The 11,816-nt window shown below is 63.0% G+C and carries 14 protein-coding genes; 6 read left to right on the top strand and 8 right to left on the bottom strand.

Annotated elements, in window-relative coordinates:
- Positions 1-16 precede the first annotated feature (16 nt).
- From SO139_RS14745 to SO139_RS14735, 3 genes are all read right to left on the bottom strand, one after another.
- Positions 17-997 (bottom strand): peptidyl-alpha-hydroxyglycine alpha-amidating lyase family protein, encoded by a 981-nt coding sequence (locus SO139_RS14745; protein WP_449381283.1) that lies wholly within the window; start codon positions 995-997, stop codon positions 17-19.
- A gap of 112 nt (positions 998-1,109) precedes the next feature.
- Positions 1,110-1,781 carry a 4-carboxy-4-hydroxy-2-oxoadipate aldolase/oxaloacetate decarboxylase gene (locus SO139_RS14740; RefSeq protein WP_449381282.1) on the bottom strand — a complete coding sequence of 224 codons (672 nt, stop codon included), beginning with the start codon at positions 1,779-1,781 and terminating at the stop codon, positions 1,110-1,112.
- A 97-nt stretch (positions 1,782-1,878) separates the two neighbouring features.
- Complete coding sequence (locus SO139_RS14735) at positions 1,879-2,865, bottom strand: LysR substrate-binding domain-containing protein (protein ID WP_449381281.1); 987 nt, start codon at positions 2,863-2,865, stop codon at positions 1,879-1,881.
- Positions 2,866-2,995: 130 nt separating this feature from the next.
- Here SO139_RS14735 and SO139_RS14730 point away from each other — a divergent pair, with 130 nt between their 5' ends.
- Genes SO139_RS14730 through SO139_RS14705 form a run of 6 tightly spaced genes read left to right on the top strand, consistent with a single transcriptional unit; the run spans position 2,996 to position 7,655 of the window.
- Positions 2,996-3,754, top strand: a complete 759-nt coding sequence (locus tag SO139_RS14730) for an SDR family oxidoreductase (RefSeq protein ID WP_498540183.1) — start codon at positions 2,996-2,998, stop codon at positions 3,752-3,754.
- 44 nt (positions 3,755-3,798) lie between these two features.
- Positions 3,799-4,251: an acetyl-CoA carboxylase biotin carboxyl carrier protein gene (locus SO139_RS14725; protein WP_449381279.1), complete on the top strand. Its 453-nt coding sequence runs from the start codon at positions 3,799-3,801 to the stop codon at positions 4,249-4,251.
- Complete coding sequence (gene accC, locus SO139_RS14720; protein WP_449381278.1) at positions 4,251-5,606, top strand: acetyl-CoA carboxylase biotin carboxylase subunit; 1,356 nt, start codon at positions 4,251-4,253, stop codon at positions 5,604-5,606. Before SO139_RS14725 ends, accC begins: the two co-directional genes overlap by 1 nt.
- A complete protein-coding gene (gene pxpB / locus SO139_RS14715) occupies positions 5,603-6,265 on the top strand; it encodes a 5-oxoprolinase subunit PxpB (protein ID WP_449381277.1) in 663 nt (220 codons plus the stop codon). The genes accC and pxpB (SO139_RS14715) overlap by 4 nt, the downstream gene beginning before the upstream one ends.
- 8 nt (positions 6,266-6,273) lie before the next feature.
- Positions 6,274-7,242: a 5-oxoprolinase subunit C family protein gene (locus SO139_RS14710; RefSeq protein WP_449381276.1), complete on the top strand. Its 969-nt coding sequence runs from the start codon at positions 6,274-6,276 to the stop codon at positions 7,240-7,242.
- The gene (locus SO139_RS14705) at positions 7,233-7,655 is read left to right on the top strand and encodes an acetyl-CoA carboxylase biotin carboxyl carrier protein (RefSeq protein WP_449381275.1); all 423 of its coding nucleotides are present in this window, start codon (positions 7,233-7,235) and stop codon (positions 7,653-7,655) included. Before SO139_RS14710 ends, SO139_RS14705 begins: the two co-directional genes overlap by 10 nt.
- Before the next feature lie 26 nt (positions 7,656-7,681).
- Here SO139_RS14705 and SO139_RS14700 read toward each other — a convergent pair whose 3' ends face one another.
- The 5 genes from SO139_RS14700 to SO139_RS14680 form a co-directional block, all read right to left on the bottom strand.
- The gene (locus SO139_RS14700) at positions 7,682-8,449 is read right to left on the bottom strand and encodes a LamB/YcsF family protein (protein WP_449381274.1); all 768 of its coding nucleotides are present in this window, start codon (positions 8,447-8,449) and stop codon (positions 7,682-7,684) included.
- A gap of 37 nt (positions 8,450-8,486) precedes the next feature.
- Positions 8,487-9,464: a 5-oxoprolinase subunit C family protein gene (locus tag SO139_RS14695; protein ID WP_449381273.1), complete on the bottom strand. Its 978-nt coding sequence runs from the start codon at positions 9,462-9,464 to the stop codon at positions 8,487-8,489.
- A complete protein-coding gene (gene pxpB, locus SO139_RS14690; protein WP_449381272.1) occupies positions 9,461-10,156 on the bottom strand; it encodes a 5-oxoprolinase subunit PxpB in 696 nt (231 codons plus the stop codon). The genes SO139_RS14695 and pxpB (SO139_RS14690) overlap by 4 nt, the downstream gene beginning before the upstream one ends.
- 215 nt (positions 10,157-10,371) lie before the next feature.
- Positions 10,372-11,466: an ABC transporter ATP-binding protein gene (locus SO139_RS14685; protein ID WP_449381271.1), complete on the bottom strand. Its 1,095-nt coding sequence runs from the start codon at positions 11,464-11,466 to the stop codon at positions 10,372-10,374.
- Between the two features lie 11 nt (positions 11,467-11,477).
- On the bottom strand, positions 11,478-11,816 hold a 339-nt coding region (locus SO139_RS14680; protein WP_498540182.1), incomplete at its 5' end, for an extracellular solute-binding protein.

Here is an 11,816-nt window from a genome sequence, read left to right as displayed (position 1 = left end):
ATTCTGGCACCGAACGCTAGGAGCCTTCCTGCACCCGCTCCAGCTTCTGCAGACAGCGCGTGGCGCGCACGACAGCCGGCATCTCATCGTCGGGAAAGCTCGTCTTCCAGTCGGTGACGCCGACCTCGCCGACATACAGGTCACCTTGCGAATCCAGCGCGATGCCATGCGGCGCCAGGAACTTGCCGCTCGCGACACCCGGACCATCTTCGCCGCCGAGCCGCGCGATGCGTTTTCCCTTGGCATCGACGATCGACAACCGCGGGCCAAGATTGGGCACCTTGCGGTTCACCGGCATGGCGGGGCCGAGCTCTCCAATGATGAAGGTTGGTTTCCTTCCACCACAGCAGCACAGCGCACAGGGCCGGTGCAGGTTGTTCCACTGCGTCTCGTATCTGCCGTTGCCGTCGAACACCTGCACGCGATGGTTCTCGCGGTCGGCGACGTAGACATAACCATCCGCGTCGGTGGCGATGTTGTGAACGATGTTGAACTGGCCGGGATCGGTGCCGGGTTCGCCCCAGCCCATCATCAGCTTGCCGTCCGGGGTGAACTTGTGGATGCGGGCATTGCCGTAGCCGTCGGAGACGTAGATCTCGCCCTTCGGCGACAGCGCGGTATGGGTGCAGCGATGGAAGGGATCGCCGCTCATGAACGGCGCAGGCTTCTCGGGGACGCCGATCGTCAGCAGCACCTTGCCGTCGGTCGTGCATTTGCGCACGGTGTGGTCGCCATCATCGGTGCAATAGAGATTATCGTCGGCGTCGATATGCAGGCCGTGGGCGCGGGCAAACAACCCTTCACCCCAGCTCCGCAGGAAATTGCCTTCGCGGTCGAGCACCACCATCGGATGGGCGCCGCGATTGAAGACGTAGATGCGGTCCTTGCTGTCAACCGCGACGGACGCGACATCGGTGAGCTGCCAGCCATCCGGCAGCTTCGCCCAGTCCTCGACGACGCGGTAACGATGCTCACCCGAGCCGAGAAAGGCCGGCATGTAGTCTCCTTGCCCGTCGCGTCGCGCCAATGGATCCGCATCTATCGCAGAACGTCACGCTCTAACGTTCGGATTGCCGGAGCCGCGTGCTAGTCGATTGTCGTTTGCTTGCTCAGGCAAAGGTACAATTCTTGGCCTCGAGCACCTTGCCAATGCCCGACAATTCGAGAATGTCGCCACCCGCCTTGAGCGCTTTCATCACGGCGGCTTCCTTTTCCTCGCGTGCGGCGGATTTGACGCAAACGTCTGCGATGTTCTCCTTGGGCACGATGACCACGCCGTCATCGTCAGCGCTGACGATATCGCCTGGACGGACTGCGATGCCGCCAATGACGATCGGCTGGTTGATGTAGCCGAGGGTCTCCTTGACGGTTCCCTTCATGCACAGCCCATAGGAGAAAACATTGAAGCCGGTGTTGCGGATCGCCGGACCATCGCGCACGCCGGCATCCGTGACCAGGCCAGCGAGCCCCTTGGCGACGCAGGCCGTGGCCAGCACCTCGCCGAAACCGCCCTGCTCCGGATGGTCACCTGCGCTCACCACGAGCACATCGCCCGGTCTGGCCAGCGAGATCGCCGTGATGAGCATCATGTTGTCGCCGGGGTGGCAGCTCACCGTAAACGCCGGCCCGCAGGCCCGCATTCCCGGATAGATCGGCTTGATCCGCGACGTCAGAGCACCCGAACGCCCCTGCGCTTCATGAAGGGTGGATGGAGGAAATTGCTTGATGCGCTCGACGAGGTCAGCGGCAGGCCGATCGAACGTTCTGACAACGTGAACCATGATCCCTCCAAGGGTCCGCAATCTGAGCTTCACCTGAGATAGTCGACCGCCTCATGTCGGAGAATTTCAGATTTTAGGATTGCCGCATCGTATTTCGTTATGGCTCGTCCTTGGAAGCGCCCAGAGGCGAAGTTGGGCTGCCACTAGCGACGGCAGCCGAGTCGGAGGGGCAATCGAACGGCCCCCAATTCTTGACGATGATCTCGAGCAATATCTTGTAGACAGCGAATGCGGCATCGGACAAAGCGACGTTGTCGGAAATGCATAGCGACATTTGCTGCGACGCCGACGCCGCATCGATCCGCCGAATGCTGAGTTCATCGAGGTTTGGCAATGCCTTTGCGATCGACATGGGTAGCACGGCAGCACCCATTCCGGCTGCGATCGCCGAGGACAGAGTCGATTGCGAATGAATCTCGGCGATGACGCGCGGGCGGAGTCCCACCTCGGCGCAGACCCGTTCGACCGCCTGTCGCAGGAAGGACTCTCGATATGGAAGAAGCAGGTCGAATTGCGCGAGCTCCGCCGCCGAAACCTCTTCCGGAGGCACCTGCTTCGAATACATGCTGCGGGGCGCGACCAGATAAAAGTGCTCGCGCATCAGCGGCTTGTAATCGAGACCGGTCACCGGACGTTCGCCGTACAGGAGGGCGATGTCCATGCTGCCCTTCAGCACCATTTCGCTGAGCATGACCCCGGAACTATCGTAAATGTGCAGCACGATTCCGGGATAGCGTTCACGTAGCTGCATCAGCAACGGGATCGCGAGCAATGCCGCCGAGCTGAGGGGCGCCAGGCCGATCGTAACGTTGCCGGTCAGCCCCGATCGGTTCTCCAGAATAGTACGCCGCGCCTCGTCGATCTGCCGCTGGATCGACTTGGCATAGCGGTAGAGGATCTGCCCCGCGTCGGTCGGCCTGACGCCCCGGGCGCTGCGGTCCAGCAGCTTTCGCTTGAAATCGACCTCCAGGCTGGCGATCTGCTGGCTCAGCGCCGGCTGGGCAATGTTGAGCAGTTTCGCCGCACGCGACATGCTTCCGAGATCGACGACTTTGACGAAGGCTTCGAGGCGGCGCGTATCCAATACGGGGTTCCCAACAACAAGGTCATCACGGCGGCAGCAATACGCTGGGGCTATGGGACTAGAACGAAATATTCTTACCACCTGGAACCCGCCGGGCCTATAGGTAACGCTGCACGAAGGAGCCGAACGAATGGGATTTTCAGACTATCGAACGGCGCTGGTGACGGGCGCGTCCTCGGGCATCGGGTCTGCGACGGTTCGCCGCCTGAGCGCCGAGGGGCTGGACGTCTATGCGGTGGCGCGCGATGCGGACCGGCTGACGGCCCTCTCGGCCGAGACCGGTTGCCACGCCTGCGCCGTTGACGTCAGCGACCTGGAAGCGCTGACGGCGCTGGCAAATTCGGCCGAATTCGACGTTCTCGTCAACAATGCCGGCCAGTCCCGGCGTGGCAATATCCTGGACACCACGCCTGACGATGTCGATGCCCTGATCGACGTCAATTTGCGCGCCGTCCTGCATCTGACGCGGCTGATCGCGCCCGGTATGGCGAAGCGCGACCGTGGCCACATCGTCAACATCTCGTCGATCGCCGGCCATTATGCTTTCGGCGGGGGGAATACCGTGTACCACGCAACGAAGGCAGGCATCCATTCGCTCTCGCAGCAGCTTCGCGTCGATCTCTATGGCACCCGGGTCCGCGTGACCGAAGTTTCGCCAGCCCGCGTGGAGACGGAAGTCTTCGGACGGCTGCTGGGCGATCTTGCCGAGGCCAAGCGTCGCTTTTTCGACGACTACGACGCGCTGCAGCCCGAGGACATCGCCAATTCCATTGCTTTCGCGGTCGGCTCGCCCGCGCGCATGAACGTCGCATTCATGGAGGTGCTGCCGACCCAGCAGGTGGTTGGCGGCCTCAACTTCGCGCAGAGACATCGGCAGACCACGACCTGATGGTCGAGAGGCGCATATCGATACGCTAGACAGGGGCGATGACCGTGGACCTCGCTAAAATCGAGCAACTGGTCGATCTGGTCTCGCGATCGCGTATCGCGGAGCTGGAGCTGACGCAAGACGGGACGCGCGTCCGCATCCTGAAAGGCTCTGTGCCGCGCGAGGCGAATCCGGTCTCGCCTCGTGTCCCGCATGGATCAGACGGGATGCGCGTTCCCAGGCATGAGCCGGCCGTGCCCGATGCCGAAGAGATCGTCGTACCCGCGCCGATGCATGGCGTGTTTTATCGGGCTGCCGCGCCAAATGAGCCGCCGCTGGTGGAGATCGGCACCACCATCGAAGCAGGCCAGAAAATATGCATCATCGAAGCCATGAAGACCTTCATCGACGTCACCGCCGAGACATCCGGCGTCGTTCTGGCCGTTCTCGCCGAGGACGGTAACGAGATCGAAGCGGGACAGGCGCTGTTCCGGATCCGACCTGCAGGCCCATCCTGATGTTCGACAAGGTCCTGATCGCCAATCGCGGCGAGATCGCGCTTCGCATCCAGCGCGCCTGCCGGACGATGGGCCTCAAGACCGTCGTCATTCACTCCGAGGCGGACCGGAATGCGCGATACGTTGCGCTCGCAGATGAAGCGCTCTGCATCGGACCGGCCGCGGCGAGCAGCACCTATCTGAATTCTGCAGCGATCCTGCTCGCGGCGGAAGTTACCGGCGCGCAGGCGGTTCATCCGGGCTACGGATTTCTGTCGGAAAGCGCTGATTTCGCCGACAAGGTCGCACAGGCCGGCCTCACCTTCATCGGCCCACCGGCAGACTGTATCCGGATCATGGGCGACAAGGTCGCGGCCAAACGAGCCATGCGGATGGCCGGCGTTCCTTGCGTGCCTGGCCCGGACAGCGCCTTGCCCGACGATCCGGTCGGGGTACGCGCCATCGCACGGGAGATCGGATATCCCGTCATCATCAAGGCCGCAGGCGGCGGTGGCGGGCGCGGCATGCGGATCGTGCGCGCCGAGCATGAACTCGCTGACGCGCTCGCGCTGACGCGCGCCGAAGCGAGCCAGGCCTTCAAGAACGCCGCCGTTTACATCGAGAAATTCCTCGAAAAGCCGCGCCATATCGAAATTCAGGTCCTGTGCGATCAGCACAATAACCATCTTTGGCTCGGGGACCGCGACTGCTCGCTCCAGCGCAGGAACCAGAAGGTCGTCGAGGAGGCCCCCGCCCCCGGCATCGACCGCGCGCTCGTCGAACGAGTCGGAGAGAGCTGTGTCGAAGCCTGTCGGCGGATCGGCTACCGCGGCGCAGGCACCTTCGAATTCCTCTATGAAGACGGGCAGTTCTTCTTCATCGAGATGAACACGCGCGTGCAGGTCGAGCACCCCGTTACCGAGATGACCACGGGCATCGACATCGTCAGGGAGCAGGTCCGCATTGCACGCGGCGAGCCGGTGCTGATCTCGCAGGCGGATATCGCGCGGCGCGGTCATGCCGTGGAATTTCGCATCAACGCGGAAGACCCGATCACCTTTGCACCTTCACCAGGCGCGGTGACGCGCTGGGATGTTCCCGGCGGCATCGGCATCCGTGTCGACTCGCACATCGTCACCGGCGCCGATGTTCCGCGTCATTATGACTCGTTGATCGGCAAGCTCATCGCCCATGGCGCTACCCGCGACGAAGCACTGGCACGCGCACGCGTCGCGCTTTCCGAGCTACGCGCCGAGGGCGTTCGAACCAATGTTCCGCTGCATCAGGCTATTCTGTCAGATCCAACGTTCTGCCGGGGTGGTTACGACATCCATCATCTGGAGCATTGGATGGCTGAGCGGAGAGCCGCGAAATGACGGCTCGCGATCGACCACGGATCAGCCTGCTCGGCACGTCAGCTCTTCTTTTCGAGGCGCCCGGCACGTTCGACCTGCCGCACCAGCAACGCATCTGGGCGCTCGCCGCGGCGGCTTCGAAGTGGCCGGGAATCCGCGAAGCCATCCCGGGCATCACCAATCTGATGCTGACCTTCGAAACACCTCCCCGCGAACTGGACTCTCTGATCGCCGCCCTCAACGACGGATGGGACGAAGCGAAGGAGTTTGCGATCGGCGGTCGCGAGATCAGGCTGCCCGTCACCTATGGCGGAGAGATCGGATCGTCACTCCAGGCCGTTGCCGAACACTCCGGGCTGTCCGTTGACGACGTGGTATCGATCCATGCTGCGCCTCTCTACACCGTGTTCGCGCTGGGAAGTCATCCCGGCTATTGCTACCTCGGCGGCATGGACCCTCGCATAACGATGCCGCGCCGTCAGACGCCGCTGCAACGTTCCGCCGGCGGCTCGGTGTCCATCGGTGGATCGCAGACCGGGGTCTCCGCTTCACCGGGCCCCAGTGGTTGGCATGCCATCGGACACACGACCTGGACGTTCTTCGATTCATCCTGGCCGACGCCGGCCGCGCTCGCGCCGGGCGACACCATCCGCTTCGAGATCGAACGGGTGATCCGTTGATCGAGATCATGTCAGTCCTCGGCCCGACCAGTGTCCAGGACCTCGGCCGCTTCGACCAATATCGGTTCGGGGTCGGCACCTCGGGCGCGATGGACGACATCGCCTTGCGCGCCGGCAATATCCTGCTTGGCAATGAGGAGAACGCCGCGGGCATTGAGATCCCGATGACACCGTTCAAGCTCCGTTTCTCCCAGAGCATGGCTTTTGCGCTCACGGGCGCCGAGGTCGAAGCCCAGATCGGAGGACGAATGATCCCGCCCTGGTGGCGGTCGCAGGCACGCGCCGGCGACGTTCTCACCCTCAAGGCGATGCCTCGTGGCGCACGATGCTATCTGACCGTCAGTGGTGGTATCGACGTGCCAGTGGTCTTGGGATCACGGAGCACCCAATTCCGCGGTGAGTTCGGCGGCCTTCACGGGCGACCTCTCCAGCCGGGGGATATGCTGCCATGCGCCGAGCCCAGCCCGGCAACGGGCATCGGCGAACTCGGGATCGAACCGGCCGACATCGCCCTCGCCCGGCCGGATGCGCAGGACGATATCCCGGTCAGGGTCGTGATCGCCGGCGAATACGATGCGTTCGACGGCGCCACGCAGGACCTGTTTTGGCGCAGCAGTTGGAAGATCACGCCGCAGAGCAACCGCTACGGTTACCGCCTGCAAGGTCCCGCCGTGAAACCGATCTCACCGATCGAAAAACGGTCGCACGGCATCGTCCCGGGCGTCATCCAGATCCCGCCCAATGGACAGCCGATCATCCAGATGCGCGATGCGCAGACTTCCGGCGGCTACCCGAAAATCGCAACCGTGATCAAGGCTGATCTTTGGCGCGTCGGGCAGGCAAGGCTCGGCAGTAGACTGCGCTTCGAGCAAACGGCCTATCCGGATGCGCTTGCTGCCGAGACCGATATGTCAGCCTATCTTGACCGGCTCAGGACCAACGTTCGACTTCTCGAGGAGCTTCGCAGATGCCGATAGATGCATCCCACATCGAACGTCTGGCCAGGCTCCTGGAGATATACGGCGTCGCCTCCATCGAGATCGAAGACAAGGACCAGTCGTTGAAACTCGTCGTGGAGACTGGCGGGTCTTCGCCGGCGCCGGTCGCAGCATCCAGCCCTCATGAGGATCCGCACGTCGTCGCGACGGCTGATATCGCGGGGCATTTCCTCGCCGGGCATCCCTGGCAGACAAAGCCGTTCGTCGAATCGGGCCAACGGATCGAGGCCGGCGCGATCGTCGGCCTCGTCAAGGTTGGCCTGATCTATGCGCCGGTTCTTTCTCCGGCCGAGGGTATCCTCGATGCTGTCCTCGCCGAGACGGGCGCGATGGTCGGCTACGGAACGCCCATCGCCAGAATTCGCCCCTTTGTCGAGGCCAGCTCGACCTGAGCGAGGGCCCGCGAGGTCCCGCGCAGCTAGTTGACCAGCACCGCCGCCGGGGCGACCTCGCCGCCGCCCTGCTCCACCACACGCCGCACCGTGGCCGCGAGATCGACGGAGCCGGGAGTGTCGCTGTGAATGAGAATCGAGCGCGCCTCGACCTTGATCGATTTGCCTTCGATCGTCTTCACCGTGCCGCTGTCCAAAAACCTCTGAACCCGCTCCGCCACTGCCTCCGACGAGGTGATGACCGAATTGGGCAGCTTGCGGGACACGAGATGGGCGTTCTCGTCGTAGGCACGATCGGCAAGAAAGAGCGTCAGCACCCGCAGGCCGACCTTGCGGGCGGCATGTACGATCGCGGCGTCGGGCTGCGAGAACACGATGAAGTCACGATCGATGGTTGCGATTGCGCGGGCGACGACGGCGGCCATATCCGGATCGGCGTTCACCATGTTGCCCATCGCTGCATGGAAGCTGACATGGGTCACGCGATGGCCGGCATTGGCCGCGATGCCCTGGAGTGCACCGATCTGATAGACCATATGCTTCTCGAGCTCGGCCGCATCCATCTGGATCACGCGGCGGCCAAATCCGAGCAGATCCGGCAGACCCGGATGCGCGCCGACTTCAACCCCCTTGGTCTTTGCCATGCGGACCGTGCGATCCATGATGATGGGGTCGCCGGCATGGAAGCCGCACGCCACGTTGGCGGAGGAGACGATTCCCATGAGCGCCTCGTCGTCACAAATGCGATAGTTGCCGAAGCCTTCGCCCATGTCCGAGTTGATGCCGATTTTCATGTTTGAACCATCCTTCTTGATTGTTGCTTAGTTCCACTCAAAGAGCTCGATAAAGATCGGCCGTCGCGCGCACCCTGCCGATGTACTCGTTGACGGGAGCCATGGCGGCAACGGCATCCTGGTAGCTGATCTCGCTGAATGCGATGAATGATCCCGACCGCGCCTGGCCGAGGCGCCACAGATCGGCCTGGATCACCGCGGCCATCTTCGGATACCCCCCCGCCGTGTTGGCGTCGCTCATCTGGATGATCGGCTCACCGCCCGGCGGCACCTGTACGACGCCGGCCACCACGCCATGCGAACGCATCTCGACCGGTGCAGCCAATGTCAGCTTCGCTCCGCTGAGCCGATACCCGCCGCGATCACTCTGCGCGCTGATCTTCCATCTTGTCGACCAGAACATCGCCTGCATCTCCTCGGAAAACAGGTCGTGCTCTCCAGCGCGGATGACGCGCACCCGCAGAACGCGATCCTCCCGCGGATCGGACTCCGCGATAGCGATCTCGGGTGGCTCGGCACCAAACTCGACGCGCCCCGAGGAGTCCCGCCGCGGATTTCCGATCGGCACGACGTCGCCCGACTGCAAGGCACGCCCGTCCAATCCGCCGAATCCCGCGCGAAGATGCGTGCTCCGTGAGCCAAGCACCGGTGGAACGTCGATACCACCTTCGAGCGAGACGTAGACGCGGGCACCGCGTTTGGGCGAGCCGATCGTGAGGACATCTCCTGCTCTCGCCCGCATCCGCCACCAGGGCGGAACGGCTCGCTGCCCCAGCCTCGCATCACAATCAGCTCCAGTGAGCGCAAATGAGATGTCCGCATTGAAACGCAGGCGGAAGGGAAACGTCTGCACCTCGATGCCCGCGGCGTCACCATCGTTGCCGAGAAGCGCGTTGCCGGCTTCGAGAGCGACCGGGTCCATGGCGCCGGACGTACTCACACCGAAGCGGCGCACGCCGCGGCGACCACGGTCCTGGATCGTGTTGAACGCGTGGCTGGTCAGGATTTCGATCACAGTTCGATCCGATCGATTCTGAACTTGACGCGATCGCCCGGTGCCATCAGCGACGGCTGTGTCTTGTGGGGATCGAACATCGCGATCTCGGCCCAGCCGATCGCGTTCCAGCCGTTCGGGCTCGTGAGCACCGCAACGCCGGTCTGCATCCCGCCGATCGTCACCGAGCCCGCGCGCATGTTGAGCGAGGGGACCGATTTGCGCGGCATGAAGATGCGGGGATCGAGGCCGTGGAGATAACCGAATCCCGGGGAGCTAGCGATCGCACAGACGGTATACTCACCCTCACTGTGGATCCTGATCACTTCCTGCGCCGACAATCCCGAGCGCGCCACCACCGCCGGCAGGTCGAAGCCAAGCTCGCCGCCGTAGACGACGGGAATCTCGATCAGCTTGCCGTCCGCATTACGCGGGCTCAAACGATGCCAGAGCTCGATAATATCTGCTGCAAGCGCGCCGATGTCGTTCGGCGGCTGCACAAACGTGAGCATGACGTTGGTCACGCCAACGACGGCTTCTTCGACATTGGGCCAGGACGAAAGTACATCGGCAAGCGACCAGATGCGGCCCTGCTGAACAAGGTCGAACTCCCCCGGCGCCTCCACCAGCATGGCCAGTGTGCCGATCAAGCTGATCTTTGGGTCCTTCTCGAGCACGCCGATGAAGGGAGAAACGCGGTGGGTGATCGACAAACAGCGCTCCGGAGATCGACGCGCGGCCTCGTGGCCGCTACGCCCAAATCTAGATGACCCGCGCGAGCCGAACCAACACGTTGTCGCTCTGCGGGTATAGGGGATATTGATTGCTGGCGAGATGTCCTGCCGCCTGCACCGGGGCGCACGCCGGCGAGCGCATGAGTTGCGCTCGCTATCCGGTTTGATGATCCGCGGGCTTGCGACCCCGAATTTTAGTGCCGCGCAATGACGTGATTGCTCGGTGCGTTCCATCGCGCAACGACCTGCTGCCCTACCGCGTAGCGGAGCTCCGATTGCTGCGACTGGTTCTGCTCGAATACAATCAGTTGCTCACCGCTCGCCGTCTTCAGATAATAGTGACTGACGAAGCCGCGATAGACGACCTGATCGATCCGCGCAGCCACACTGTTTGGCCGATCCGCCGCACCAACCTGATCGGCTCCCTCGACGATGATCGCTTCCGGCCTGATCGAGACCATCACGTCCGCGGCAGAAGCCGGTACCTGATCGACCTGGAGCTTCAGATCCTGCGACACGCGAATGATCGCGCCATTTCCGTTGCGCTGCTCGACCTTGCCCTCGAACAGGTTGGAGGCACCGATGAACTTCGCGACGAATTTGGAGGCTGGCCGCTGATAGATCTCGGTCGCCGAGCCGACCTGCTCGAGCTTGCCGTCCCGCATGACGACGATCTTGTCAGCCATCGTCAGGGCTTCGTCCTGGTCGTGCGTGACCATGATCGTGGTCAGGCCCAGTCGCCGCTGAAGGGCTCGCAATTCGACCTGCATGCTTTCGCGAAGCCCCTTGTCGAGCGCACCCAACGGCTCATCGAGCAGCAGCATCGCAGGCTCGATCACCAGCGCTCGCCCGAGCGCAACGCGCTGTTGCTGGCCACCCGAGAGCTGGGTCGGATATCGCTTCCCGAAGTTCGAAAGCTGGACAAGGCTCAGCGCCGCGGCGACCTTCTTGGCGGCCTCCGCCTTGGCGATCCCTCGCATCTGCAGGCCGAATGCGATGTTCTCCTCGATCGTCATGTGCGGAAACAACGCGTAGTTCTGGAACAGCATCCCGATGTTGCGCCGATGCACCGGCACATCGGTGATCTTCGCGTTGTTCACCAGGACATCACCGGATGTCGGGCGGATCAACCCAGCGATCATGCGAAGGCAGGTCGTTTTCCCGCATCCGCTTGGACCGAGCAGGGCCACCATGTGACCCGGCTCGATCGTCAGAGACACCTCATCGACCGCGACGACGCGGTTGTATTCCTTGCTGAGACGTTCAAGCCTGACTTCGGAGGACCTCATGATTATCCGCCTTAGCTTGTGAAGACCTGGTTGTAACGCTCCAGCCAGGGGCCGCGGCGCGGCACGATGAAATTCCAATCCGGCGTGAAGAGCCCGAGATCGGTCGCCTTGGTATCCGGATATGCGAGGAACTTCGCCGTCTCCGGCTTGAAGTCGATGCCGCTGACCGAGGGCGCACTCAGCGTCTGCTCAGAGAGCATCTTGGCAACCGACGGCTCGAGAATGCGGTTGATGAGTGCTGCTCCCAGTTCCGGCTCGGGCGCATTCTTGACCACCGTCATGCTGTTGATGCCCGTGAACGCGCCTTCCTTGGGGAAGGTCATGTCGAGGGGCATTCCCTTCGCCGTATG

This window comes from Bradyrhizobium sp. UFLA05-89 (assembly GCF_059803475.1).
This window is presented reverse-complemented; position numbering and strand designations above follow the sequence as displayed.

Excerpts from the sequence above, each read along its gene's own strand:
- SO139_RS14705 (WP_449381275.1), top strand. The coding sequence starts at position 7,233 with ATGCCGATAGATGCATCCCACATCGAACGTCTGGCCAGGCTCCTGGAG.
- accC (WP_449381278.1), top strand. The coding sequence starts at position 4,251 with ATGTTCGACAAGGTCCTGATCGCCAATCGCGGCGAGATCGCGCTTCGC.
- SO139_RS14745 (WP_449381283.1), bottom strand. The coding sequence starts at position 997 with ATGCCGGCCTTTCTCGGCTCGGGTGAGCATCGTTACCGCGTCGTCGAG.
- SO139_RS14730 (WP_498540183.1), top strand. The coding sequence starts at position 2,996 with ATGGGATTTTCAGACTATCGAACGGCGCTGGTGACGGGCGCGTCCTCG.
- SO139_RS14710 (WP_449381276.1), top strand. The coding sequence starts at position 6,274 with ATGTCAGTCCTCGGCCCGACCAGTGTCCAGGACCTCGGCCGCTTCGAC.
- pxpB (WP_449381277.1), top strand. The coding sequence starts at position 5,603 with ATGACGGCTCGCGATCGACCACGGATCAGCCTGCTCGGCACGTCAGCT.
- SO139_RS14700 (WP_449381274.1), bottom strand. The coding sequence starts at position 8,449 with ATGAAAATCGGCATCAACTCGGACATGGGCGAAGGCTTCGGCAACTAT.
- SO139_RS14685 (WP_449381271.1), bottom strand. The coding sequence starts at position 11,466 with ATGAGGTCCTCCGAAGTCAGGCTTGAACGTCTCAGCAAGGAATACAAC.
- SO139_RS14740 (WP_449381282.1), bottom strand. The coding sequence starts at position 1,781 with ATGGTTCACGTTGTCAGAACGTTCGATCGGCCTGCCGCTGACCTCGTC.